We start from the raw sequence: 25,118 nt of genomic DNA, 5'->3' as shown, positions 1-25,118 counted from the left end.
TTGCCATCCACTTCGGAAGTTTAGGCGCACCATCTTCGACGGTTGCTATTCCCCGGAGCCGTCATGAAGCACCTCGAACTTGCACCTCCTGCGACGCTGAGCGCCAGCGCGCGTGCCCAGGAGATCACCACCATCCTTGCAGCGGCAATCGTCCGTACTTTTGTTGTCGAAGTGCGACCCAGTGCCGAGAGTGGACTTGGCTTTCTGCCCGACCAGAGCGTCTATACAACTCCCTATCCGCAGGAGTTTTCATGAACGATCAACACGCCTCTGTCGCTGCTCAAATCGCGGAGCTGTCCAGCCTGCCTATCGCCGATCTTTGGTTGGTGTGGGATCGCTATTTCACCAGCCGTCCCGTTTACCCCCACCGAGGCTTCATTGAGTCGCGCATCGCCTACAAAATCCAGGAACACGCCTTTGGTGGCTTATCCCACACCACGCGCCAGCGCCTGGAGGCCATTGGCGCCAAACACTCAAAGATCAAATTGCGGGCAACGCCGGACGAGATCAACTTTGCACCTGGCACGGTGTTGCTGCGCGAATGGGGGGAGCGGGAACACAAGGTCCGGGTGACGGCGCAGGGGCTGTTCGAGTACGAGGGCAGCATGTTCAAGAGTCTCACCGCCGTTGCCCGTCGCATCACCGGCACGCATTGGTCGGGTCCGCTGTTCTTTGGCCTGAAAGGCAAGGGCGGTGCACGATGAACGATCTCACGCAGATGGCTTCCACCAGGACGCGTAAACGCTGTGCCGTCTACTGCCGGGTCTCTTCGGACGAGCGTCTGGATCAGGAGTTCAATTCCATCGATGCGCAGAAGGAGGCGGGCCACGCCTACGTGGTCAGTCAGCGTACCGAGGGGTGGATGCGGGTGGCCGACGACTACGACGATCCGGGCTTTTCCGGTGGCAACACAGATCGACCGGGTCTGAAGCGTCTGATGGCCGACATCGAGCGTGGTCAGATTGACATCGTTGTGGTCTACAAGATCGATCGTTTGACGCGCAGCCTGGCCGACTTTTCCAAGATGGTCGAGGTGTTCGAGCGCCACGGCGTGTCCTTCGTGTCGGTCACCCAGCAGTTCAATACGACCACCTCGATGGGACGGCTGATGCTCAACGTCCTGCTGTCCTTCGCCCAGTTTGAGCGCGAGGTCACCGGCGAGCGTATCCGCGACAAGATCGCGGCCTCCAAGCGCAAGGGACTCTGGATGGGTGGCGTGCCGCCCTTGGGCTACGACGTGGAGCACCGCAAGTTGGTGATCAACGAAACCGAGGCCGCTGTCGTGCGCCGTATCTTTGCGCAGATGCTGACCATCGGCTCACCCACCCAGATCGCCGCCAACCTGGCCCTGGAGGGCATCACCACCAAGGCGTGGAAGACGCAAGAGGGGCAGGAGCGGGTAGGCACACGCATCGACAAGAAATACCTGCACAAACTGCTGCGCAACCGTATCTACCTCGGTGAGTTGTCGCACAAGGGCAGTTGGTACCCTGGTATGCACGACGCCATCATCGATCCGGGGTTGTGGGGGCGGGTGCATGAGGTACTGGCCAAGGACGGGCATCGCCGAGCGGTGGAGACCAAGACCCGCTCACGCACTGATGCATTGCTGCGCGGCCTGCTGTATGCCCCCTCCGGGGAGCGGATGTATCCGACCTACTCGTGCAAGCAAGGGCGCAAGTACCACTACTACTTGTCCAAGTCCGAATTACGCTTCGGCGCGTCGGGCAAGAGTTGCGAGCGCCTGCCCGCGCTGGAGATCGAGGCGGCGGTGGTGGCACAGATCCGCACGGTGCTGGCCAGCCCGGAGTCGGTGGTCGCCGTGGTGCGGCACATTCAACGCACCGGTGCCAAGATCGATGAGGCCACCACGGTCATGGCGATGGGGCGCCTCAACGACGTATGGGATCAGTTGTTCCCGGTCGAACGTCATCGTATTGCCAATCTGATGATCGAGCGCATCGACCTCGTCGATGCCGGCGAGGTGCGCGGCATCAAGGTGAGGTGGCGGGAGATTGGCTGGAGCGCGTTGATCGAAGAGTTTGCGCCAAACAGCATCGGCGCCGAATTGCTGGAGGTTGAGGCGTGATGGACGCGTCGATGGAAACCTTTGTACTTCTGAAACCTGGCTCCCGTCGCATCCAGCGCGCGGCGGCGGAGCAGGACCGTGTTTACGACGCCAATCTGATAGAAGGGCTGGCGCGTGCCTTCTACTGGCAGCATCTGCTGGACATCGGGGCCATGCCGAGCGGAGCGGCCATCGCGCGTGCGGAGAACCTGGACCAATCGGTCGTCAACGAGTCCAAGCGCATGACGCTGCTGGCCCCTGACATCGTGGAGCAGTGCATGGCGGGCAAGCAGCCACGGCGGCTCACCTTTGCGTGGTTCCAGCGCAACCGTCTGATGGTCGACTGGGATGCCCAGCGCCAGCTCATGGCCAGTCTCGAGGAAAAGGTATGAGCAAACGACATCGCGGGCGCGTCACGGGCGATCCGGTGACGTATCAGATCCCAATGCCAGCAGGGGGGGTGCAGATGGAAACCTTCCTGCCCTGGACGCTGGTACGTAGAGGACTCAAGCAGCAGGTCGTCACCCCGCTGGATGCGCCGCAGGAGTTCGGCGATCAGGCCCGCCGTGAGCGGCAGGTGCGCAAGGTGCCGCAGGACACCGCGTTGATGCGCGTACTCGGCTTGGCGCACCACTGGCAGCGTCTGCTGGACCAGGGACGGTTCGATTCCATGACAGAGATCGCGCAGGCCGAAGGCATCGACCTTGGCCAGGTCAGCAGGATGAGTCGACTGGCGCACCTGGCGCCGGATGTGGTCGAGGCCATCGTCTCGAGGAACCTCGAGGTGGGCGTCAGTCAATTGCTACGCGGCAGGCTGTCCGCGTCTTGGCCTGCACAACGTGAGGCACTCGCGGTAGACCAATCAGGCCATCGAACTGCTGGCGCTGTAGGAAAAGTCTTACAACACGACAGTCAGACTACTGATATACAGGGCGTAGAAGTGACGAGAGACTATGCATGCCGGACGCGGGTGCCATGATGGCCACTCATCTCGCGTGGCGCCTGAGCAGCGCCAAGCCGGCACCGCGCTATCGCGATCACGCCCTGGGCAGTAGGCTGTTTCTTTCCCTTCCCACAGGTGAAACCATGGATGTGCGATCTCCTGTTGCCACGCCGTCCCATGCCGCGCCCACGCTTATCCTGACCGCCGTGCCGGTCACGCACCTGGGCGACCGATCTGGACTGACCGCATGAAAGTGCGATCCGCCCTGATGGCATCCCCCCTTCTCCAAGGCCGAGGTCACGCGCGATGAGCCAGGACACCGACGATCAAGACGATCACAGCGACAATCCCTATCGCCCGCGCAAACTCAAGGTGCGCGATCCGCTGCACGATCTGCAGCTGCTGCGCGATATGGCGATCATCAATGCGCGGGTGCGCGCCGAGCTGGGGCCGCTGCCACCCGGCGGATTGCCGGTGGAACCCAAGCGTAAACCCGCGCCGTGGCCATTCCAATCGACAGCCGCATCCGCGCCCCATTCCCCCGAGGACGACCCGATGAAACTGCAACACCTTGCCGCCACCGCCCTCATGCCGCTGGCACTGACCGCTGCGGGGTGCTCCAAAGGCATCGATGTCGGTAATGACGGCGCCACCGGTCACCTCAACCCGCACCCGGTCAAACGCTACGAAGTGATTGCCACCTCCCATGCGCCGGGGCCGTGGGATACGATCAAGGCGTATATCGGGTATGACGTCATCAATGAAAAATGCGTGCCGCTGATGCCGTTCGTTGGTGTGCGGCAAGTGCCTGGTACCGGGCTCGATGTTCCCATGACACAGGTGGACGATCACACGTGGAAGGGATATTTCTACCGTGACGCCTTGCTGGACGAGGATTACTTCAAGCTTGGAGTGTGCCACTGGGATGCGACCGGTGCTGGTATTTCGGCGATTGGCAAGGGGGTTAGGTTCAATTGGGGTGGTATGTTGAAGGAACTCCTGCGAGAAAGTCAGGAGACCTACTACTTTAAGAAAAGCGCATACGGTAATCGTTCTCTGCACTATCCCACGCTAACACTTGTAGCAGACGACGATGAGGTTGTTCAGCATCCAGAGGCTCATTTCTCAGTCACCATCGCTGTCAAGGAAGCCAAACCATGAGTCTCTCCGATCAAGCACGTGCCGACGCTGCTGTTAATTCCTATAGAAACCGTTCACAGAGTGAAGTTGATAGCACAAAACGTATATATCTAGCTGGTGATAAATATACCGTCTTCGGCTACGCGAACGATCCTATCAGCGGTTTTCATGCCACGGCATATCAGACTGTGGAGAAGCCACATCGCATCATCATTGCCTACCGCGGCACCGATACGGATTTATTTACCGGCGAGACAAAGGCGGAAAAAAGGAGTCATGCGCTCACCACCCTCCAGGACATCGCCGTCGATGCCACGATGGTGCGCGACGCCGTCAATCCACAAAAAGCCGCCGCCGATGCGTTCACGGCGCAGATGCTCGCCAAGGCCGCTGAGCAGGGCATCCCCAAAGATGACGTGACCGTGGCCGGCCACTCCCTCGGCGGCGCACTGGCACAGATCGAGGCGGCCAAATACGGTTTGGCTGGCTCCACCTACAACGCCTACGGCGCGAGGGGGCTGACCGATGGCACCCCACAGCCTGGCTGCCACGTCACCAATTACCGCATGGCCAACGATGTGGTGAGCGCGGCCAGTCCTCATGTCGGCAGCATGGTCTCGTTGGCCAGTCATGACGATGTGCAGAGCCTGCGCGCTGGCCGGTATCTGGATGCGCCCGTCGGCGCACCGCCCCCGAATGTGCTGATAGCAACGCGATGGGGGGACCACGGCGCTGCCCAGCACTTCGGCAGTCAAAGCACGGACAACGTCCTGGCCCCGCAGCGGTTCAGTGAGGCGTCGCAGCGTTACGCGGACCATCAGAGTGCCTTCGAGCATTTTACCTGGGATGTGTCGCACGAACGTGCCGAACTGTCCCAGGCGCTACGTCAGATGCGCGCGCACCCGGGCCAGACCCATCTGCCAGCGGACATCCAGCGGCAGGTGAACGAATATCTGGCGTTGAACTTCGACACGCCGCTGCGCGATGCCATCGAACATGACGCGCACGTGCAGATGGCCGCAGGCGGTCTGCACTATGCCGGCGATGCCGCACGCTTGATGGGCCATGCGGTACACGACATGGACGAACGCATGGCCTCGGCGGCGCATCGGGCGGGCGTTGCGGCCTTTCCCTTGAGTCCCATGGCACCGTTGGCCGGTCTGGCGGCGGGCGAAGCGGCGCACTTGCACGGGCGCGCTGCAGAGGCGGCGGGCCACTTCGTCGGCGATCAATTCGAGTCGGCCAAGCACGCCGTCGAACAGAGTGCGCACTATGTTGCCGAGGCGGCGCAGCTGGTCATCCACGACCCTGACGTCCAGGCGGCAGCGACCAACGTCGTGAATCAGGCGGTCGATCTCTATCATGGCGCGCAGTCCGCCGCGCATTCGTCCGCCGGACAGACCGTTGGGCAAGCATACGACGGGATCAAATACATCGTCTCGCCCGGCATCGACGTGGTCGAGCATGCAGCCGGGCAAGCCTACGACACGCTGACGCATCCGGGACAGTGGTTCCAGCAGAGCGTACCAGCCGCGTCCATCCCTCCCACATCGACGAACCCGGATACGTCTTCCTCCTCTTCATCATCATCCGCTGCCGCGTCCATGCCGCCGCCGGCCATGGACAGGCACACGGGCCTGCAGGACGACCACGCCTTCCAGCAGCGCCAGGAACACATAAGGCAGGCGCAGCAGCAGGCGGCGCACCTGGCGCAAGTCCACCGGCAGACACAGCCGCCGCCTTCTCACAGCGCACCTGTCCATGAAAAGCCGGCCGGCGTGGACATGCAGGAACAGGCGCGGATCGCGCAACTCCAGCAGCATGAACAGCAAGCACAGGCAGCGCGCGAACAGCAACAGCGCCTCGCGCAGCACCACGCGCAGTTGCACCGCCAAGCCATGGAGGCGCAGCAACACGAACACGAACAGCGCCACAGCCAAGACCCCCGGTTGCATCAACACGAACAGCGCCAAGCGGGCGAGACGATGTTGTACACCCCGCCGACACGCCCACCGCGTTCGGATGAGCATCTCCAAGACTTCCGTCACCCGGACCACCCGCTCCACGCACGCTATACCCTGTTCAAGGACGCCCTCGCGCAGTCCCACGCCGTACCCAGGAATGGCGACAAATTACCCTACGGCCCAGAGCAGCAGGAACGACTGGCTGCCGCGTTCACCAATACCCTGGGCATCGATAAGAATTTCGAACACAGCATCAAAGGCTTCAAGCAACACGAAGGCCAATTGCTGGCATACGAAAATCCCTTCTCGGTGTACGAGAAAAGCAAGGTGCTGCGGATCGATCCGCAGCAGGCGTTAGCGCAATCGCCCGAACAGCATGCCGCCACCTGGCGGGCACGGGAAGCGACCCATGCACCGGCGCCGCCAAGCCGTGCCATCGCCCCTGTGGCGATCACCGCCGAGGATATGCGCCATCCGGCGCATCCGAGTCATGCGCTGTTCGAACAGGCGCGCGATGCCATTGCCGATGCGCATGAACGCTGGGGTCGTCCCGTGCCGGATGCGGAGCAGTTGGACCGCCATGCGGCACAAGTCGTCGTGGAGACGCGCAAGTTTGGCCATACCGAAGTTGACAAAATCTACCTGGACATGCCGCAAGGCCATACGACTCAGACGCCGAATTACCTGGCGAAATCCCACGGACAGCTATGGGCGCGAGTCGATGCGCCGCAACTGACGCAAGCGCCGGACGTGACCCAGGCTAGCCAGCAATTGCAGAGTGTGGAGCAGCAGCGGCTCGCCGAGCAGGCGATGCAGGCCCAGCGCGCGGCGCAGATGCAAGGGCAGGGCATGGTCATGAAGCTGTAGGCGGCAACCGTAGGCTATACAGGCAACACCGCATGGACGAGCATGCGCCAAGCCGCATTCCTCACACCCGATTTCCACCGATTCCCCAAGGACGACTCCCTCGATGAATTCGCGTACCAAAGGCATTACCGCCGTCATCGCGTTGCTACCCGTTGCCATCGCTGGGCTGTATCTGTCTGGCTTTTTGGTGCTGACTCTGCTCGGAGAACACGCACAGGTCCAACTACTGACCTATTGGCGCTATTGGCAGGTGGTCGATCAGCCTGCGTGGCATCCGTATGCGCCGAAAATCAAGCTGGCGGGTATCTGCGGCTTCGGTTTGCCCGTGATGCTCTACCTCATCATGGTGTATGCCATGTTGCGGACGAAGGCGCAGGAGTTGTATGGCAATGCGCGCTGGGCGCGCAGAGACGATCTGTCCCGGCACGATGTGCTGAAGGACGATCCGCGTGGATTGATTGCCTGCCGCTTCGGTCGCCGCTTCATCCGCATCCAGTCCAAGCACTTGTTGCTGGCGGCCAGTACCCGTGGCGGCAAGGGCGTGAGCGTGGTCATTCCGAATTTGTTGGCATGGCTGGAGTCGGCGGTGATCCTGGACGTCAAGCGCGAGGCATGGGAAAAAACCGCCGGCCAGCGCGCCAAATACGGCCAGGTGTATATGTTCGATCCGTTCAGTGATGACGGCAGCACGGATCGTTGGAATCCACTGGGCTACGTGCGCCTGGACCCGAACCATCGTAACGGCGACATCGTCGCCATCGCCTCCACGCTGTACAAGGAGATGAGCGGCGAGAATCCGTTCTGGCCGGCAATGGGCCGCAAGACCTTTGTGGCTGCCTGCGAATGCCTGTTTGACGATTATGCTTCCAAGAAGGGGACTGCATTTGAAACGGGCTTGCCCACACTTGGGGGCGTCTATCGGCTGCTCGCCGGCGCACACCTCAAACCCGGTCAGTCGATGCAGCACTACCTGGGCGAGCTACTCAGGCAGCCCACGCTCGGCACGCATGCGCGAACCGGCCTGAACAACCTGGTCGGCCTGGCGCCGGAGACGTTCACCTCCGCCATCGAAACGGCGCTGGCGCCGTTGAACATTTTCAGCAACCCGATTGTGGACGCGGCGACCAGCGCAAACGATTTCGACTTGAGCAAGTTGCGCAAGACCGTCCAGTCCATCTACGTCGGCGTCAGCCCGGCCAAGCTGATCGAAGCCAAAGGGGTGTTGAATCTGTTCTTCGAACAGGCGATCAAACTCAATGGCCGCGAACTGCCCGAGCACAACCCAGAACTGAAATACCAGTGCATGTTCATGCTCGACGAGTTCACCGCGTTGGGCCGGGTGGAGATCGTGCCGGTGGCCGTCGGCTGGGTGGCTGGCTATGGCATCCGTATCGTGATCGTGATCCAGTCGATTGCGCAGCTGGAGTCGGTCTATGGCGCCGACACAGCGCGCGGCTTGATCACCAATCTCGGCGTGCGGATCGTGTTCACTCCCCGAGAGCAACGCGATGCCGAGGAATATTCGAAGATGCTGGGCGAGACCACCGTGCGCCGTCGGCAGCGCACGCAGTCATACGGCCCAGGCAACAGCCACAGCTATACCGAGGTGCTGGATCGGCGTCCGCTGATGAATCCGGATGAGGTGAAGGGACTGGCGCCGGACAAGGCCATCGTGTTCATCGAGGGGATTGGCTATCCGATCCTGGCGAACAAGATTTTTTACTACAAGGACAGCTACTTCAAGAAGCTGTTGCTGAAAGCACCGCAGGTGCCTCGGCTCGCGCTGGGCGGAGCGTAATCACGTGAGATTTTTCGGTCGAGGGCCTGCTGACCTCAAACAGCGGCTGGATGTCCTGGAAAAGGCGTTGGCTGAGCAACATGAGCGCACGCATTTCCTAGAATGTCGTGAGTCGCTGTCGGGTAGGCGTGGACAGCGCACAGAAACCACAGTGTATAGGGGGTACATGAGGATTCCGAGCACTGCCCGCGCCCGCCCGACGGCGACGCAGTCGTTTTGTTAGATACTCTTATTCTAAAATCCGCTTATATAAAAGGAATTAATTAAATGAATGATTGTCGTCCGAATGAATTATTGGCAGGAATGTGCAAGAGAAAAATCGCTCGCTATATTTTATATTTTGTGGCGATTATTTTTTTGATCCCATTGGTTGCAATCGCTCAGTCTGGTGGAAAATATATAGTCTGTGGGACGGCGGAAAGCTGTCTTTCTTTCAACGACTTTGCCTCGGCTTATGCAACATTTGACAAAAGATTTCCCACCTACTTTGACACAGCATCATATGGACAGGGAGTGTGGATTGGACATTGGGCTGTCCCACTTAGGGGGCCATCAAGCATACAGTACATGTATGGATATGAGCCTGATGAGGCGGTGTATGGGCTTCAGTTTGCGACCGAGCAGGAAGATATTGATTATCTAATTGAGTATGATAAAGAACACTCCGGGTATACGCCTACCGACATTCAGGTTATGGGAAGTTATCTGGATGCACCTAACTTCGCATCAGCATCCATCCAGAGAATTGATTTTGTCAATATAAATGACAGGCGGCGAGTTGAGATTTCACACGATAATGGCGTGAAATTAATTTATGACATCGGCAAGCATGGCGTCATCACTTGTCCGGATGGTTATTATTCTGACATTCCGAGTTGGCAGCACAACCTGAATTACGTATGCAGGACCACTTACGCACCAACTATTTCAACAAAGGTGGTGCAGGTAAATAGTTGTCCGGTCAATGGGCAACCTTGTTTCCCTGGGACCGGAGACAAGGCGCGCTTCGAGAAAGATCTAGATTTCCCATCTGGTGCTTTTGTCCGTAACTATCATTCTATGCAGCAAACAAGTGTGCACGGAATGGCACGTGGCTGGACACATAGTTATGGGCAGAGTTTGCTGTTTTCGGGATATGAGGTGAGTGCTATAGATGAAAAGGGTAATATTGAACCCTATGTTATGACAGATAATGAAGGTGGGAGCGGATATTCTGTGTCGACTCCAGGCAGAGTCATCAATAAAATTGGCGGCGAGTATCGAATGGTGGATACTGGAGATCTGATCAAGACATTCGACATCGACGGAAAGTTGATCCGCATCGAGTCCATATCGACACCTCAAAAGAACGCAACACTCGCATACAACAAAAGTGGCCGACTTGAATCTGTGACTGACGCCGTTGGGCATCAGCTGCTATTCAAATATAGCGATGATGGAGAAATGGGGTTGCTGACTGAGGTAGACTCAAGTGATGGACAGTCCGTCACTTATGACTATGACAGCGCGGGCAATCTTTCCGCCGCTAAAATAGCAGACTACAAGCGAGACTATCACTATGCTGACGCTGGCCAGGCGCCAGGGCTGACACCTCACCACCTCACGGGGATTTCCGAGAATGGGGTAAGTTATGCGGCCTTTTCCTATGACGCCAAGGGTAGGCCAATTAGTAGCACCTTAAACAGCTCGAATAACAGTCTGGCCGACACGACAAACATCGAATACGACGACTACTATGGCCATGCAACGGTTACGCGGCCAAGCGGAGAAAGAAGACTATACGATTATGACGGCCCCGATGTCTATATTATGAGTTATGGCTCGAAAAGCTATCAGTATTATTATCAGTTGTACCAAAACTACAATTGGCTAACGGGATATAAAGACCCCAATGGAAACTTCACGGATTATAGTTATGCGAATTCATTCTCATATCCTAACGTCTTCACTGAAGCTTCAGGTACCGAACAGCAAAAAAAGACGACCATTGAGCGTGATAATTCCATGCAGGTGGTTCGTTCAGTTGTGGAAGGCGGCGCTGACTCATCCACAAGACGCCTGAGTACTGCCAAACGAGACGACACGGGCCGTACGTTGGCCTATTGCAATTACGACAATGGCGTATCTGATGATAGTTATGTGTGTGGAAGTGCTGTAAACGCCCCGTCGGGTGTGCGGCAAACTACACTTCAATACTGCCTAGGCAGCGACATCGATGCCGGACGCTGCCCGTTGCTGGGAGTTGTGACGTCTGTCGACGGCCCTCGCACCGACCTCAACGACACCACCAGTTACACCTACTACTCCAGCGACGACAGCGCCTGCGCCACATCGCCGACCACCTGCACGCACCGTAAGGGCGAATTGTGGAAGGTGACCAATGCCTTGGGCCAGGTCACAGAGTACCTGGCCTACGACGGCGCCGGTCGCCTACTGTCGGTGAAGGACACCAACGGTGTGGTAACCGACTACACCTACCACCCGCGCGGCTGGCTCACCGCCCGCAAGGTGCGCGGGAGCGACGACAGCACCGAGAGCGATGACCGCATCACCCGCATCGACTACTGGCCGACCGGGCTGGTCAAGCAGATCACCCAGCCCGATGGTGGATTCACTGCCTTCACCTACGACGGGGCGCATCGCCTCACCGACATCGCCGACAATGCCGGCAACACGGTCCACTACACCCTGGACAATGCCGGCAACCGGCTCAAGGAAGACACCCTGGATGCATCGGGCACGCTCAAGCGCACGCTGTCGCGGGTGTACAACCAGCTTGGTCAACTTGCCACACAGGCCAGCGCGCAGGGCAACCCGACCGACTTCGGCTACGACGCCAACGGCAACATCACCACAATTACAGACGCGCTGGGCCACATCACGCAGAACCATTACGACCCGCTCAACCGTCTGGCGAGCACGCTACAGGACGTGGGTGGCATCGCGGCGCAAACTACGTTTGCCTACGACGCGCTGGATCACATCACCCAGGTCACCGACCCCAAGGGGCTGAATACCACCTATGCCTACAACGGTCTGGGCGACCTGACCACGCTGACCAGCCCGGACACCGGCACGACCACGTACACCTACGACAGTGCGGGTAACCGCGCCACGCAGATCAACGCGCGCAAGCTCAATACCGGCTACAGCTACGATGCGCTGAACCGGCTGAGCAGCGCGGTGTACCCGGATACGCGCTTGAACGTCAGCTACACCTACGACATCGCCCCCAGTACCTGCGCCAGCGGCGAGACCTATGCCATCGGTCGCTTATCGCACATGCAGGATGGCAGTGGCGGCACCGATTATTGCTACGACCGCTTCGGTAATCTGGTGCGCAAGGTGCAGACCACCAACGGCAAGGTGTTCGTACTGCGCTATGCATACACGCAGAGCGGGAAATTGAGCCAACTGACCTATCCCGACGGCGCCGTGGTCGATTACGTGCGCAACGCACGAGGCCAGACCACGGAAGTGGGTGTGACCCCATCCGGCGGCACACGCCAAGTGCTGTTGACCAAGGCCACGTATTATCCGTTCGGCCCGGTGGCTGGGTGGAGCTACGGCAATGGTCGCCCGATGCAGCGCGTGCTGGATCATGATTATCGTCCGCAGACGATTACTGACACGCGCCGCGATGGTTTGGCGGTGGGCTTCGGCTTCGACCCCGGAGGTAATCTCAGCGCATTGACCGCGCCGGGCAATACTGCGGCAGTGGTGAGCCTGGATTACGACGCCCTGGGCCGGCTGACTGCATTCAAGGACGGCCCGACCGGCACGGTGATCGACGGCTACACCTACGACGCTACCGGCAACCGATTGAGCGCCAAGGTCAACACCATCACTCAGACCTACGCCTATCCGACCAACAGTCATCAATTGAGCAGCGTCGGCAGCACCGTGCGCAGCTACGACGCGACTGGCAACACCACTGCAATCGGTGGCACGGCGGAGCAGTTGGTGTATGGCGCCAACGGCCGGCTGGCACAGGTCAAGCGCAATGGCGTTGTGGTCGCCAACTACGCCTACAACGGCCATGGCGAACAAGTGCGGCAAGTGGGCAAGACCAACACCTACACGCTGTATGATGAAGCCGGCCATTGGCTGGGCGATTACGACAGCAATGGTGCTGCAGTTCAGCAAGCGATCTGGCTGGACGATCTGCCGGTAGGCGTTGTGGTAAAGAAGAGCGTGAACTACATTGAGCCCGATCACCTGGGTACACCACGCGCGGTGATCGACTCGGTGCGTGACATTGCAATCTGGCGCTGGGACATGAAGGGCGAAGCGTTCGGCAACACCCCGCCGAACCAGGACCCGGACAAGGACGGCACCGCATTCGTGTTCAACCTGCGCTTCCCTGGGCAGCGGTACGATACGCTGAGCGGGCTCAACCAGAACTACTTCCGGGATTATGATACGAGCGGTGGCCGCTATGTGCAGAGTGATCCGATTGGGTTGGTTGGTGGTCTCAATACCTATGCATATGTCATGGGGAATCCATTGATGTACACCGATGCTGGAGGGTTAGAGGTCCAAGTCTGGGCGCGGCCTATTAATATTAATGGGCCTCTTAGTTTTCTGAATGATTCGGGTGTTGAGCATTGGTGGTTTAAAACTGATACGGCCGAAGCAGGTATGGGTCCAGACAATGGTGACGTACCTGGTCAGGCTGCTCCAGATATGCCTTTCTCGGCTACTCAAGTCGTTGATCATACTGGTGAGTCGGAGAAGCCAGGGTCTCATCAGCTTCCTATACGTGGATTGCCTGTGGATGAGGATTGTGTTAATAAAAAAATTAAAGTTGGATTGAAAACTGGCCCATTTATTCCATTTGCTCATGATTGCCACATGTTTGTTAATGATGTGCTTGAGCAATGCAGAATTGTTGATCCGGCACACAATTAAATTCAACAGGTCAATGGGTGAAGCGGATGGCGATATATTATTAGGGTTTGGATATGAATAAATATCTGATTTTGGCGGTTTCTATAATTTTTTTTCTTATTTCATTGGTGTTTGTTGCGTGGTCGATACAGGCTGCGTGGTTGACATTTTTCGCTCATGATAAGGCGGTTGTCCAAGAGCTTTCAGTTCGTTTTTATATCAGAGGTGGGATTGGATTTTTGTTTTTTATTGCATCAATTTTTATGGGCTTCAAGGCATTAAGAGTGCGGAGGTATAATAATTCCTTTAAATAATAATTGGCTTGATTTTCAGTAACTTGCATGCGGCCGCCTGTCTCAGGTGAGCCGCCAAGCCACCGACATCTTGCCGTACCAGGCGCGGGATGAAGTTAGCGATGGCCGCTCAGATGTTCACTAAATCCTGGTAACTCAAGATTCAGTTCGATTTGACGAGCAATTAATATAAATTAAGATGCATAAATAAATGATGGGGATTTAATCATGAGGCAATGGGGAGGCATCATTACTGCGTTTGCAGGATTATTAGGTACCGTATTGGCATTTTGGCAGTGGTGGGGCGCCCCTAAAGGAAATTTGCGTGCCTCTATATCCGTTAATCAGTTCTTATTGCCACCAAATACCTCAGAAGATCTTGTGGAGGCTCTCAAGCTGAGGTTAGCCGAGGATGTCAGGAACGCACTTCAAGATCCTAAGGCGATGGATGCAAGGATGAGGATAGGTCATTATAAGAACGACATGCCAAGTCTTGATGATATCTATACAAAAAATATTTTGTCAGATATGATGTTGTCTTGCATGGTGCAAGTTGTAGTGGAAAACACGGGTGATGCTCCTTCTAGGAATATTGTGCTTCGTCTTCCTGAAAAGGAAAAGGAAATTCTTATAAAAAAAGAAGATGGAGCATATGCGTCTATTGAAAATGAGCGAAATATTAAACTGGGGGAATTGAGGAAGGCCGAAAAACTACTGTATGGTATTGGGATTATTGTACATACATGAATTTAATTGCTGGTGCGGAATTTTCTATATCTGTTACTGACGATGTTGCTGCCGGATCTGTCGCGGTAGTGGCGCCTATGCAATACGATCAATATGAGAATATTATTTTTCGCGAAGGGTTTCATATTTTATATGCGTACTTCCTGCGGTTCTACTTGGCATTTTTCTGATTTATGGATTTACTTTTCGGCGGCGGAAACGGTCTGATAAAAGTCAGAATAATGGAGGGCAAGCGGGCACGGAAGATAAATCTTCTTAAGTCGCAAAATCACTACTTTTTTCTATAACTCCCTGGGTCTATTGAACCGCCCCGGTTTCCGCGGAGGCTGTTTGGTTTAAGTCAGGCCGCCACGGCGGCGGTCTGACTGGCGAGTTGCCGGTAGTAGTTTGCCTCGGCCTCGGCTGGCGGGATGTAGCCGATGGGTTGGAGCAGGCGTTGGTGGTTGAACCAGGACACCCACTCCAGCGTGGCGAATTCGACGGCCTCCCTAGTTTTCCAGGGTGCCCGGCGGTGAATCAGCTCGGCTTTGTACAAGCCGTTGATGGTCTCTGCCAGCGCGTTGTCGTAGCTGTCGCCCTTGCTGCCTACCGACGGCTCAATGCCGGCCTCGGCCAGCCGCTCGGTGTAGCGGATGCTGACGTATTGCGAGCCCCTGTCGGAGTGGCAAACCAAGCTGTCATCGCGCTCAGGTTGCCGGGCATACAGGGCCTGCTCCAAAGCATCGAGCACGAAGTCCGTGCGCATAGAACTGCTCACTCGCCAGCCTACGATGCGACGAGCGAACACGTCGATGACGAAGGCCACATACAGCCAGCCCTGCCAGGTTGAGACGTAGGTGAAGTCGCTGACCCACAGCTGGTTCGGCCGCTCGGCACGGAACTGCCGATTGACCCGGTCCAGCGGGCATGGGGCCTTGGCATCGCCGATGGTGGTGCGCACGACCTTGCCGCGCACCACGCCGCGCAGCCCCATGCTGCGCATCAACCGCTCGACCGTGCAGCGGGCCACGACGACGCCTTCGCGTGCCAGTTGCCGCCACACCTTCTCGGCACCGTAGACCTGCATGTTGGCTTGCCAGACGCGCTGAATCTGCGGCATTAGCCGCTCGTCGCGTCTGGCGCGGATACAGCGCCTGCTGGGCTCGCGCAGTAGCGCGGCATGACGTCGATAGGCCGACGGGGCAACCTGCAGAACCTTGCAGAGCGGCTCGACCCCGAAGGCATTGCGATGCTGGTCGATGAAGGCCTTCACGACTTCAGTCGGCGGTCGAGCTCCGCCTGGGCGAAAAACGCACTGGCCAGCTTCAATATCTCGTTGGCCCGGCGCAGCTCCTTGACCTCGCGCTCGAGTTCCTTCATCCGCTGCGCCTCGCTGCTCGTCACGCCCTCACGCGCACCGGCATCGACCTCGGCGCGCTTGACCCATTCGTTCAGGGTCTGCGGCACGCAGCCAATCTTTGGGGCTATGGATTCAATGGCCGCCCACAGCGATTGGTACTCTCCGCGCTGCTCCTGCACCATCCTTACCGCGCGCTCGCGTACCTCGGGCGAGAACTTGTTCGACTTGCTCATGGCTCAATCCTCTCAGAGTGTTGAGCCTCCGCGGAAACCGGGGCGGTTCACCTACCAACGTTAGGATCCCAAGTCCATAGCACGCTAACTACGTTCAAATCCCCTAAGTAAATCCCAATCGGTGACATGCCTGTCGTATTCGGATTGTTCCCATTGCGCGGCATGGACGTAATGGTCGACAATCTCGCTTCCTAGCACCTCGCGGAGCCAAATCGAGCTCGAACTGATATCGATGGCAGCTCTTAGTGTTTTCGGGATGTCCGGCAATCCCGTGTCGCGATATGCGTCGCTCTTGCACGGCTCGCCCAATGGCAGTTTCTCGTCAATCCCCGCCAAGCCGGCTGCAATCAGTCCGGCGAACGCAATGTAGGGATTCATATCGGCACCACCAATGCGGCACTCGACGCGCAGATCATCAGAGCCATGGCCACAAACGCGTAAGCCGGTCGTTCGATTGTCACAGCCCCATGCGATCTTAGTGGGTGCGAACGTGTCAATCTGGAATCTTTTATAGGAGTTGATGTAGGGTGCTAAAAGGAGAGTAATATCACCCGCATACTTAAGGATTCCAGCCAGATAGTTCCTCATTATAATGGACATTCCCTGCGGTTCTGCTTCGTCATAAAATAGGGATCGGCCATCAGACGACCATAGCGACGAGTGCACGTGGCTGGACGACCCTGCATAATTATCGTTCCATTTCGCCATGTAGGTGATCGACTTGCCGTGCTGTGCTGCTATTTCCTTGCTGCCGTGCTTGATGATTGTGTGCTGATCGGCCATCGACAACGGGTCTGAATGCCGGACATTGATTTCTCCCTGGCCAGCGCCTCCCTCACCCTTTGTACATTCAATTGCGACTCCAGCGCCATATAGACCTTTTCTGATCGGACGCATGACGCACTCCTGTCGCGTTGTCGAAAGAATATTGTAATCCTGATTATAACTTCCAAATATCTTTGGAAAATTATAATTTTTTCTTGAAATTTCGGAGTAAGACTCGTCGAAAAGGTAGAATTCAAGCTCCGATGCAAAACAGGCACGCATTCCGCGGTCGGATACCCGGCGTAACTGCCTCTGCAAGATATGTCTGGGCGATTGCGCCACTGGCTCGCCGTTGTCATTGTAGACATCGCAAATCACCAATGCCGTTGCGTCCAGCCACGGCAGCAATCGCAAGCTGGAAAAGTCAGGCCTGAGGAAGAAATCGCCGTAACCCGCACTCCAGCTGGCATTCGCGTAACCAGGCACCGGGACCATTTCCATATCATTGGCCAATAGATAATTGCAGGCATGGCCTTGGTCGTAACCGTGACGAACAAATGTAGCGGCATGATAGCGTTTTCCCATGAGCCGGCCTTGCATGTCGACCATGCATACCAATATCGTATCGATCGCGCCGGACGCGACCAAATTCCGGAGTTCATCGAAGTTCATAACAGATTACCACCGCTATTTAAATAACTGCTGTATATATGAGAGTCCCACGAGAGCTACGCATCTGCTGGTGGTAATTCATCGACATCGACCGGCCATGTCCATATCCGCCAAGGACGTTTTATACATATGGCTGATCCAGTTCTCAAACAATAAAAGTGCATGACTGCGCCATCGATTCGTCGGTGGCAGATAGTGGCAATCGTTTGGAAAATAGTTCCTGGGTAGCTGAATGTTTCTTTCTGTGCCAAGATCGCGGAAGTATTCGTCTGCAAGGGTATTCGAATCGTATTCGATATGATTAAAGAAATGCAAAGTATGATGCTTAGGATCGCTAAGCAAGCAAAGTCCGGTATCGAGCGAATCAATGAGAACGGAGACGCCGCTATCAACAGGGATGTCGGCGCGACGCATTTCCGTCCAGCGCGACACAGGAATGTAAAGTTCGTCGGAAAAACCTTTCAAGTAAGGGGATCCGCTATCATAGATATGATGCTTGAATACGCCGAATAATTTCTCTTTCAAGACGTACTTTGGCACCCCATAGAAAAAATACATAGCAGCTTGCGCACCCCAACAGATGTTCAAGCAACTATGTACGTTGGTCTGCGTCCACCGAAATACTCCAGTGAGCTCATCCCAGTAATCGACGCTGCGGAAAGGGATTTTCTCAACTGGCGCACCGGTTATTATAAATCCATCAAATTTCTGATTATTAATATTCCGCCAGTCCTCGTAGAATGATTTCAAGTGTTCGACAGGTGTATTTTTCGATGAGTGGCTGGATATCCTGACAAGCGTCAACTCGACCTGGAAGTGGGTGGAACCCAAAAGGCGCGCTATCTGAATCTCGGTATTGATTTTATTTGGCATTAGGTTAAGCAACCCCACGCGTATAGATCGGCACTGCGGATGGATCATTGCTTCATCTTCTAAGACCGTGATGCCTTCGTTTTCAAGAACACGACCTGCCGGTAGCCCTTTAGGGATTATTATTGACATGAGGTTGGGGCCCTCTTCAACGAACGGCCTGCATCAGCCGTTTCTAGCATGAGAAATCTTGACTCAGTCAGGAAAGCACCAGGAAAACGGCGACAAGCAGATAGATCGCGCCGGTTACCCGGCTTATATTACGTTCGTTCCTGAAAAGGGTGCGTGCCCTTTGTGCAAGCAACGCATATCCACCATAGATCAAGAGAGAAATAAGCAGTCCCGCCAAACTCAATGCAATTGCTTGGTGCATGTAAGAATAGTAAGGACTTATAAAACTTGGATAGGTAAGCAAGGTGGCTAGCCATCCCTTGGGATTAGTTAGGGCGACAAGTGATGAATCGATGAACACCTTTCTCGGACTAGAATCGATTATTTCCGTGCTGTGATGTTCCGGTTGGGACAGAAAAGAGGCCAAACCAAGGAACGTGAGATAGATCGCTCCTATAAAACGCAGATAACCGAGAAGCGATGAGTGCTCGTGAATGATCAAGCCGACTCCAGAGAGCGCGACAATCGCGTGAATCGCAGTAGCCAGTCCAAAGCCCAACGAACAGGGAGCTATAATCTTATGGCCATACTTGAGAGCTTGAGCCACGACAAATGCTACGTTCGGTCCCGGCACAGCGACCGCGCAAGTGAACGCAATGGCGAACAGAATCATCAGCTGGAGATCCATTATCTTGCCACTGTATTATGTAAAGTTGGACAGGCTTCAATCTATTGCCTTGCAGAAGGATTCCGAATTATTTCCGACATGCCGCCTCGCTTCATATGCCTGGCAAGCATCGCCAAAGAGGTGGAATATTTTCTGACTCACGGGATCGTGCCCGACATGCCATTCCGGATGCCATTGCACTCCGAGCTGAAAAGTCGAGGAGCGACAGGAAAGTGCCTCGACGACGCCATCGTCAGCGATGGCCTCGACTCGAACCCCGGGTGCCGGCTCCGACACTCCCTGATTATGAAGCGAATTAACTTGGAACCGATCCTTTCCCTCTCCGAGGATATCGGCAAGTAGTCCGTCGGGAACGATCCGAATTCCGTGCGATGGCAGATACTGTTGATCGCGGGGTACGTGCATGGGCTCGCTGTGCACTATGCCAAACTCCGTGGCCGGCAGATGTGTAACAAGCGTTCCGCCTTGCTGGACATTCATTTCCTGTAACCCGCGGCAAATGCCGAGGATCGGCATATCTAGCTCTCTTGCGATCGACAACGCGACGCACGACAGGCGATCCCTAGGCCGGTCTCGTTCCCTAGGGATAACGTCGTCGTCGGCACGTTCCCAACGGCGCTGTCGTCCATCGAAGATGTCTGCATCGAGATTTGATTCGTCGCCAGTCAAGACTAGGCCGTCTAGACGATGCATCAGGTAACGAAATTTTCTAAGGCTTGCCTCCCAAGAAAGATTCCCGTCCACAGTCGGAAGAATAACGCATTCAACAGCAGCGTAGGTATCAAGGGCCTCAATGTAGCGTCGTCGCAACCTGTCACGATGAACGCCATCATCGATATGGCGATTTGATGTCACTCCAACAATAGGTCGAATCACGCAATCGGAAACATGTTCCATTGTGTATGTGCTCCGGATCATTTGCGCAGGCTAATTTCGTAGAGGCGACGGTTCCGATCAAGCAATTGCGAGATCACGCTTGGCTGCCCCTCGGGGCCGCGAAAAAATAGACCTCCCCAGGATTTTCCAATATTTGCATATGTTGGCTCGCGCATTCGAATTTTCTGTGCTTTTTTTAACAACCAGAATGGGACCGCCGGCGAAAGATGGTGCTCAAGATGGTACTCATCGTAATTGACGCCGAACAACAAGCGCTCTATAAATCCACCTTTCCTATTCCTTGTCAAATAAACATTTTCCACCTCACTTTCACACATGGGCGAGTGCTCAGCCAGCTCGGTGAACCAACCCAATACCTGAAACGTGGTGAGATAAGGAATTAACCAAAAAAACACAAGCAGGTGTAGAGCATTTGCTGCAGTAAAGCCAGCAACTGTCGCTATCCAGAACGCCGCGAAACCGTACGAATCGATAAGGACGCCCCGCTTATCGACGATCTTCTCCTTATCTCCCAAAACAAAGAATCGGTTACTCCATAGATAGCTCAAGTAACGAAACGTGGCCCCACCGAAGATCGCTTTCCAGACAATAAAGGATTTGTACTCGCGAGGCTCGCGAACCGTATAAACCCCGGATTTGATAAAGAACTTCAAGTCAGGATCTTTCTCCGGATCACCAAGGTGCGGATGATGTAGATAGACATGGGATACGCGATATGCCCAGTGCCGCTGGAATATAGGGTAAGCTGCGAACGTCGTCCCGAGGAAGTTGTTCCATACTCTATTCTTTGCTAGTATTCGGTGCGCCGCATCGTGTGAAATCGTCGTCAGCCCGCGCTGGTGCGCGCCAATGATTAATAATGCCAATGGGTAAAGCCACCAGCTGAGTTGAACCGTCGCAACTGCGCAGGACACCATTATCGCGTAGTCTTTAATTATGTATAAAGCGCCGGTCATATTGTCGGGACGCAAGCCAGCCAGCTCACGCATGATTTCGCGAGAAAAATGGAATGTGTCGAATCGCTTATTTCTGAGCGCCCAAGTATTCTTTATTTCCATGATATTTCTCCAGGCTAATCAGCCATTAAATGGCATCAAGACCGCGTTTAATATCATTAATTATGTCATCAATATTCTCTATACCGACGCAAAGGCGGATCGAGCCATCGAATATTCCAGCTGCCTCACGCTGAATTTTAGGAACGGTAGTATGAGTGGTCGAGACCGGATGAGTCACGAGCGTGCGTGCATCCCCCACATTCGACACGTGATACATGAGACGGATGTTCTGCACGAACTTTCTGCCTGCAGTCTCATCGTCCAACTCGAACATGATCATTGCGCCGTAGCCGACTTGCACATCGACTAGTTCATCTACAACGTCTCTGTCGCGTCCAGCAGCAAGGCCGGGATACGAAACGCGTCTGACCTTGGGATGAGCTTCCAGGAAACTGGCAACCAACGCAGCGTTCTCGCAGTGGCGCTGCATGCGCAGGCTTAGTGTTTCCAGACCTTGTATCAGCTGAAAGCTTGCGAATGGGCTGATTGCCGCACCTGTATCGCGAAGCCAAGTCATACGTGCTTTCAAAAGATAAGCACTATTCCCTAAGTCTTTCAGAAGGCGCACAGCATCTCGCCAGCATATGCCGCCATGCGCCTCGTCAGGGCCATTTAGCAGTGGGAAGCGAGAAACATCATCAAAAGCAAAATTTCCATTGTCGACGACTAGTCCTCCCAGTGTGGTGCCGTGGCCACAGATGTACTTCGTTGCCGAGTAAACGCTGATGGCGGCGCCCAGCGCCCCGGGCCTGCACAAAAGCGGCGTTGTCGTGTTGTCAACCACGAGGGGAATGCCACGCGCCTTACCAATTGCGGCAAGCGCCGATACCGGCAAGGGAATGACACAAGGATTGGAGAAGACCTCGCCGAACAACGCGATGGTCCTGTCATCGATTTGCCTCTTGAAGGATTCTGGCTCCTGCGGGTCAGCCGATCTTGCTTCAATGCCTAAGCGCTTGAAGGTATTGAACAGCAAATTCCAAGAATTTCCGTATAGATACTTCGAAGTAACCACGTTATCGCCCGGTCGACCGCTGCACAAGTTCACCAGCGCAAGAAAGGTGGCGGCTTGTCCGGAAGCCACGGCAAGCGCATCCGCTGCGCCATCCACCCGGGCGTATCGGCGCTCGAGGACGCGAGTGGTGGGATTAATGATCCGAGTATAGGTGAAACCATCGCGCTTTACATTGTAGATATCCGATACGCCGGCCAGATCATCATTGAGCTCATAAGCCGTGGTCTGGTAGATGGGAACGGCAATAGCGTTTGTGACTGGATCGTGCCGATACCCTGCGTGCAAAACGGCTGTTTCCGTCAAAAAGTCTTCTTCGTGAGTGCGATATGACATCAAACAGCTCCACCTGCAAGCGCAGGATTTGCAGATGTCGCTTCTACCAGGCGGCGTTTGTGATCTTCGAAAAAATCACGGAACGCTGTCGCTAGAGTGAGTATCCATGCCGGTTTGATTGCGCCTATACAGCCGATTCTGAAGCTTCGCGTCTGAACATGGAATTTTGCATAGATGTAGATATTGTAGTTTACAAGATGCCGATAAAATTCATCGAAATCCTCTTCGGTATCAATCACTCCTTTCGCGGTGAGCGCCAAACATACCGGGGATCGTGCCATGGCACTTAGTAACGGAGCAGCGTATCGGCCGGTTGCACGGATGATCTCTTCTCGCACCAAACAGTACCGCCTTCTGCGATTGGCTACACTTTCAAGGGTCAACAGTTCGAGCGCCTTGGTGCATGCCTGTACCACATGAGTAGGAGGAGTTGATCGCCACTCTCCCGTCTGCTCAAAGCTTTTCCATTGGTCTCGAACATCCAGGACGAAAGAATTGACCGGATTTGTTCTTTTTCTTCTCAGCAGGGCCAACCTGGCGATCACTAATGAAATACCAGGCGGCCCTTCGATGCACTTGTTGCTTGAAGTCACAAGAACGTCGAAAGGTGTAATTTTTACACTAATATCGACTGCGCCAAAAGAGCTCATCGCGTCTACAATCGTAACAATTCCATATCTTTTTGCCAGATGGACAATTTCATTAAGCGGATTGATGACACCAGTTGTCGTCTCGCAATGAACGAAGCAGATATGGGTGATCGCGCGATCTTTATCAATATATCCCGCTATATCGGCGACAGAAAGTGGCTCATCGCTAGGAACCTTCATGCTGATGGCGCTTATTCCGCGTAGTTGAAGTATTTTCAGAATACGCTCGCCATAGATGCCGTTTATGCATACAAGCGGCTTATCGGACGGACAAATAAAGGTTGCTAACGCCGCCTCGATACCGTATGTTCCACTGCCTTGAATAGGTACAACCGAATGCGAGTCCTGCCCTTCAACTAGGTTGATCGCTAGGTTGCGCATCAAGGCAGTCATGATCCTAAAGCTTTCGTCCCTTGAGCCCATGTCAAATTGCATCTGCGACTTTACCTCGTCGCATAAAGCCAAAGGACCTGGTGTCAATAAGAAATATTTCTCTGGACACATATAGAAACCTCAATATATATAGAATAGGCTCATTTAGCTCACTACGCTTATATCGCCTATAACTAGTGGTGATGAGGAAGCTAGCTGACGACGATGATGTCTATTTAGGCTACCTCGAACAACCAAGTCGTAGTCGGCAGCATATCGGCCTGCTGCAATCGCGCCAGACCCAACAGGTTATGACCGGAAAATTCAGCCCGATCACCACCTTCGCACTTGCTAAGCCGAGCGTGCGTAGACACTTGCAACCTTGTTGCGTCAGTCGCGCGAACGCGTGTTCGACAAACACCCGATCTTTCGCAATGCGATGATTGCGCCGCTGCTGTGACTGGTTCAAAGTCCTGCCGCGTGTGTCTTTGTGCTGGATATCCACCCGATATCCCTCTTCCTTCAGCCGGGCTTCACGGTCTCGGTCGGCATAAGCGCTATCGGCACGAATCGTGCGCGCGGTATTACCTGTATCCAGCAAACGCTCTAAATACCGGCTGTCATGTCCGTTCACGCTGCTGACCTCGTCCACGCGGATAAATCCCCAGCGACGATCGACATTGGCGTGCAACTTATAGCCGTAATACGAGTTGCCGTGCTTGCTAGTCCGCGTGTATCCACATCCTTCTGCGCGACCTTGGCATCACTCCACTGCCCTGGAATCTCGTCCTGCTTGATGCGTGCGTTCTCCTCGCGTGTGTTGCGCTGGATTGGTGCGCTGACAATGGTGGCGTCGATGATTTGCCCTCCACGGGCAATGTAACCGGCGCACACCAGTTGGCGGCTGATCGCCACACTGATGTCGCCCATCACGTCCTTGTCCTTCAGGCACTCGCGCCATACCCAGATCGTCTTCGGATCTGGCACCTTGCCGCTGCCCTTCAGACGAACAAACAGCACGAAGTTAAGCCGATTCAGCAACTGATACTCCAGCGCGTCGTCGGAAAGGTTGTACAGCTGCCGCAAAAGCAACAGCCTGACCGTTACCTCGGTTGGCCACGCTAGCCGGCCACCTTTAGCCTTGGGTCCCAGCGCCAGCTTCTCATCCACCACATCGGCAATCCGGCCAAAGTCGATATGGCGCGACGACAATGCCAGCGGGTTATTGAACTGCAGGCGCTTGGCATCGCGTTCTTCACCGGCAGACAAACTGATCATTTGTGTCGCTCTCCGCTGGCATCGCACCAGGTCAATGGTGATAGAGTGCTGAGGTTTTTAGAGAAGCCACTTATTTTATTTAATATAATCCATATTAAACTATGCAAACGATGTTTCATCGGCCGAT

Annotated in this window: 22 protein-coding genes and 1 other annotated feature; of the genes, 12 read left to right on the top strand and 10 right to left on the bottom strand. The window is 55.2% G+C overall.

From position 1 onward, the window contains the following. Positions 1-63 precede the first annotated feature (63 nt). The 12 genes from XaFJ1_RS11590 to XaFJ1_RS11530 all read left to right on the top strand — a co-directional run bounded on the left by XaFJ1_RS11590 (position 64) and on the right by XaFJ1_RS11530 (position 14,880). Complete coding sequence (locus tag XaFJ1_RS11590; RefSeq protein WP_012916861.1) at positions 64-255, top strand: hypothetical protein; 192 nt, start codon at positions 64-66, stop codon at positions 253-255. Then, positions 252-704, top strand: coding sequence for a DUF2924 domain-containing protein (locus tag XaFJ1_RS11585; protein ID WP_012916860.1), 453 nt, complete (start codon positions 252-254; stop codon positions 702-704). Before XaFJ1_RS11590 ends, XaFJ1_RS11585 begins: the two co-directional genes overlap by 4 nt. Next, entirely contained in the window at positions 701-2,089 is a 1,389-nt protein-coding gene (locus XaFJ1_RS11580) for a recombinase family protein (RefSeq protein WP_012916859.1), read from the top strand. The genes XaFJ1_RS11585 and XaFJ1_RS11580 overlap by 4 nt, the downstream gene beginning before the upstream one ends. Next, positions 2,089-2,460, top strand: a complete 372-nt coding sequence (locus tag XaFJ1_RS11575) for a hypothetical protein (RefSeq protein ID WP_012916858.1) — start codon at positions 2,089-2,091, stop codon at positions 2,458-2,460. The genes XaFJ1_RS11580 and XaFJ1_RS11575 overlap by 1 nt, the downstream gene beginning before the upstream one ends. Continuing rightward, the gene (locus XaFJ1_RS11570) at positions 2,457-3,047 is read left to right on the top strand and encodes a hypothetical protein (RefSeq protein WP_012916857.1); all 591 of its coding nucleotides are present in this window, start codon (positions 2,457-2,459) and stop codon (positions 3,045-3,047) included. The genes XaFJ1_RS11575 and XaFJ1_RS11570 overlap by 4 nt, the downstream gene beginning before the upstream one ends. Next, positions 3,044-3,262 (top strand): hypothetical protein, encoded by a 219-nt coding sequence (locus tag XaFJ1_RS11565; protein WP_155393717.1) that lies wholly within the window; start codon positions 3,044-3,046, stop codon positions 3,260-3,262. Before XaFJ1_RS11570 ends, XaFJ1_RS11565 begins: the two co-directional genes overlap by 4 nt. A gap of 55 nt (positions 3,263-3,317) precedes the next feature. Then, positions 3,318-4,172, top strand: coding sequence for a hypothetical protein (locus XaFJ1_RS15935; RefSeq protein WP_012916856.1), 855 nt, complete (start codon positions 3,318-3,320; stop codon positions 4,170-4,172). Positions 4,173-4,339: 167 nt separating this feature from the next. Beyond that, entirely contained in the window at positions 4,340-6,982 is a 2,643-nt protein-coding gene (locus tag XaFJ1_RS11555) for an XVIPCD domain-containing protein (RefSeq protein ID WP_238988310.1), read from the top strand. A gap of 103 nt (positions 6,983-7,085) precedes the next feature. After that, the gene (locus XaFJ1_RS11550) at positions 7,086-8,780 is read left to right on the top strand and encodes a type IV secretory system conjugative DNA transfer family protein (RefSeq protein WP_012916808.1); all 1,695 of its coding nucleotides are present in this window, start codon (positions 7,086-7,088) and stop codon (positions 8,778-8,780) included. Positions 8,781-9,047: 267 nt separating this feature from the next. Further along, the gene (locus XaFJ1_RS11545; RefSeq protein ID WP_012916854.1) at positions 9,048-13,691 is read left to right on the top strand and encodes an RHS repeat-associated core domain-containing protein; all 4,644 of its coding nucleotides are present in this window, start codon (positions 9,048-9,050) and stop codon (positions 13,689-13,691) included. Positions 13,692-14,191: 500 nt separating this feature from the next. Further along, positions 14,192-14,710, top strand: coding sequence for a hypothetical protein (locus tag XaFJ1_RS11535; RefSeq protein ID WP_012916852.1), 519 nt, complete (start codon positions 14,192-14,194; stop codon positions 14,708-14,710). Beyond that, positions 14,707-14,880 carry a hypothetical protein gene (locus tag XaFJ1_RS11530; protein ID WP_012916851.1) on the top strand — a complete coding sequence of 58 codons (174 nt, stop codon included), beginning with the start codon at positions 14,707-14,709 and terminating at the stop codon, positions 14,878-14,880. Before XaFJ1_RS11535 ends, XaFJ1_RS11530 begins: the two co-directional genes overlap by 4 nt. A gap of 170 nt (positions 14,881-15,050) precedes the next feature. Here the strand turns inward: XaFJ1_RS11530 and XaFJ1_RS11525 are convergent. The 10 genes from XaFJ1_RS11525 to XaFJ1_RS11480 form a co-directional block, all read right to left on the bottom strand. Continuing rightward, positions 15,051-16,282, bottom strand: a protein-coding gene (locus XaFJ1_RS11525; RefSeq protein ID WP_425478926.1) for an IS3 family transposase whose coding sequence is annotated in 2 segments (ribosomal slippage) — positions 15,051-15,991 and positions 15,991-16,282 — 1,233 coding nt in all. Because the reading frame shifts where the segments join, the coding sequence is not laid out codon by codon here. Continuing rightward, positions 15,888-16,004: a sequence feature (AL1L pseudoknot), on the bottom strand. It overlaps the preceding gene by 117 nt. Before the next feature lie 84 nt (positions 16,283-16,366). Next, positions 16,367-17,719 carry a glutamine synthetase family protein gene (locus XaFJ1_RS11520; protein ID WP_012916850.1) on the bottom strand — a complete coding sequence of 451 codons (1,353 nt, stop codon included), beginning with the start codon at positions 17,717-17,719 and terminating at the stop codon, positions 16,367-16,369. 78 nt (positions 17,720-17,797) lie between these two features. Further along, a complete protein-coding gene (locus XaFJ1_RS11515; RefSeq protein ID WP_012916849.1) occupies positions 17,798-18,721 on the bottom strand; it encodes a homoserine O-succinyltransferase in 924 nt (307 codons plus the stop codon). A gap of 67 nt (positions 18,722-18,788) precedes the next feature. Continuing rightward, positions 18,789-19,388: a LysE family translocator gene (locus XaFJ1_RS11510; protein ID WP_012916848.1), complete on the bottom strand. Its 600-nt coding sequence runs from the start codon at positions 19,386-19,388 to the stop codon at positions 18,789-18,791. Between the two features lie 36 nt (positions 19,389-19,424). Next, positions 19,425-20,285 carry a gamma-glutamyl-gamma-aminobutyrate hydrolase family protein gene (locus XaFJ1_RS11505; protein ID WP_012916847.1) on the bottom strand — a complete coding sequence of 287 codons (861 nt, stop codon included), beginning with the start codon at positions 20,283-20,285 and terminating at the stop codon, positions 19,425-19,427. Positions 20,286-20,302: 17 nt separating this feature from the next. Next, on the bottom strand, positions 20,303-21,343 hold the full coding sequence (locus XaFJ1_RS11500; protein WP_012916846.1) for a fatty acid desaturase family protein: 1,041 nt from the start codon (positions 21,341-21,343) through the stop codon (positions 20,303-20,305). A gap of 25 nt (positions 21,344-21,368) precedes the next feature. After that, positions 21,369-22,691, bottom strand: a complete 1,323-nt coding sequence (locus XaFJ1_RS11495) for an O-acetylhomoserine aminocarboxypropyltransferase/cysteine synthase family protein (RefSeq protein WP_012916845.1) — start codon at positions 22,689-22,691, stop codon at positions 21,369-21,371. Continuing rightward, positions 22,691-23,776, bottom strand: coding sequence for a 2-aminoethylphosphonate--pyruvate transaminase (locus XaFJ1_RS11490; RefSeq protein ID WP_230596821.1), 1,086 nt, complete (start codon positions 23,774-23,776; stop codon positions 22,691-22,693). The genes XaFJ1_RS11495 and XaFJ1_RS11490 overlap by 1 nt, the downstream gene beginning before the upstream one ends. A gap of 178 nt (positions 23,777-23,954) precedes the next feature. Then, positions 23,955-24,404 (bottom strand): transposase, encoded by a 450-nt coding sequence (locus tag XaFJ1_RS16550; protein WP_012916843.1) that lies wholly within the window; start codon positions 24,402-24,404, stop codon positions 23,955-23,957. Next, a complete protein-coding gene (locus XaFJ1_RS11480) occupies positions 24,344-24,991 on the bottom strand; it encodes an IS5/IS1182 family transposase (protein ID WP_012916842.1) in 648 nt (215 codons plus the stop codon). The genes XaFJ1_RS16550 and XaFJ1_RS11480 overlap by 61 nt, the downstream gene beginning before the upstream one ends. Positions 24,992-25,118: the final 127 nt, after the last annotated feature.

Source organism: Xanthomonas albilineans (assembly GCF_009931595.1).
GTDB lineage: Bacteria > Pseudomonadota > Gammaproteobacteria > Xanthomonadales > Xanthomonadaceae > Xanthomonas_A > Xanthomonas_A albilineans.
This window is presented reverse-complemented; position numbering and strand designations above follow the sequence as displayed.

What these genes read in the sequence shown, in the direction of transcription:
- XaFJ1_RS11535 (WP_012916852.1), top strand. Translation starts at nt 14,192, where the DNA reads ATGAGGCAATGGGGAGGCATCATTACTGCGTTTGCAGGATTATTAGGT.
- XaFJ1_RS11500 (WP_012916846.1), bottom strand. Translation starts at nt 21,343, where the DNA reads ATGGAAATAAAGAATACTTGGGCGCTCAGAAATAAGCGATTCGACACA.
- XaFJ1_RS11570 (WP_012916857.1), top strand. Translation starts at nt 2,457, where the DNA reads ATGAGCAAACGACATCGCGGGCGCGTCACGGGCGATCCGGTGACGTAT.
- XaFJ1_RS11565 (WP_155393717.1), top strand. Translation starts at nt 3,044, where the DNA reads ATGATGGCCACTCATCTCGCGTGGCGCCTGAGCAGCGCCAAGCCGGCA.
- XaFJ1_RS11585 (WP_012916860.1), top strand. Translation starts at nt 252, where the DNA reads ATGAACGATCAACACGCCTCTGTCGCTGCTCAAATCGCGGAGCTGTCC.
- XaFJ1_RS11480 (WP_012916842.1), bottom strand. Translation starts at nt 24,991, where the DNA reads ATGATCAGTTTGTCTGCCGGTGAAGAACGCGATGCCAAGCGCCTGCAG.
- XaFJ1_RS11515 (WP_012916849.1), bottom strand. Translation starts at nt 18,721, where the DNA reads ATGTCAATAATAATCCCTAAAGGGCTACCGGCAGGTCGTGTTCTTGAA.
- XaFJ1_RS11530 (WP_012916851.1), top strand. Translation starts at nt 14,707, where the DNA reads ATGAATTTAATTGCTGGTGCGGAATTTTCTATATCTGTTACTGACGAT.
- XaFJ1_RS11575 (WP_012916858.1), top strand. Translation starts at nt 2,089, where the DNA reads ATGGACGCGTCGATGGAAACCTTTGTACTTCTGAAACCTGGCTCCCGT.
- XaFJ1_RS11545 (WP_012916854.1), top strand. Translation starts at nt 9,048, where the DNA reads ATGAATGATTGTCGTCCGAATGAATTATTGGCAGGAATGTGCAAGAGA.
- XaFJ1_RS11505 (WP_012916847.1), bottom strand. Translation starts at nt 20,285, where the DNA reads ATGGAACATGTTTCCGATTGCGTGATTCGACCTATTGTTGGAGTGACA.
- XaFJ1_RS11510 (WP_012916848.1), bottom strand. Translation starts at nt 19,388, where the DNA reads ATGGATCTCCAGCTGATGATTCTGTTCGCCATTGCGTTCACTTGCGCG.
- XaFJ1_RS15935 (WP_012916856.1), top strand. Translation starts at nt 3,318, where the DNA reads ATGAGCCAGGACACCGACGATCAAGACGATCACAGCGACAATCCCTAT.
- XaFJ1_RS11520 (WP_012916850.1), bottom strand. Translation starts at nt 17,719, where the DNA reads ATGAACTTCGATGAACTCCGGAATTTGGTCGCGTCCGGCGCGATCGAT.
- XaFJ1_RS11490 (WP_230596821.1), bottom strand. Translation starts at nt 23,776, where the DNA reads ATGCAATTTGACATGGGCTCAAGGGACGAAAGCTTTAGGATCATGACT.
- XaFJ1_RS11495 (WP_012916845.1), bottom strand. Translation starts at nt 22,691, where the DNA reads ATGTCATATCGCACTCACGAAGAAGACTTTTTGACGGAAACAGCCGTT.
- XaFJ1_RS11550 (WP_012916808.1), top strand. Translation starts at nt 7,086, where the DNA reads ATGAATTCGCGTACCAAAGGCATTACCGCCGTCATCGCGTTGCTACCC.
- XaFJ1_RS11580 (WP_012916859.1), top strand. Translation starts at nt 701, where the DNA reads ATGAACGATCTCACGCAGATGGCTTCCACCAGGACGCGTAAACGCTGT.
- XaFJ1_RS11590 (WP_012916861.1), top strand. Translation starts at nt 64, where the DNA reads ATGAAGCACCTCGAACTTGCACCTCCTGCGACGCTGAGCGCCAGCGCG.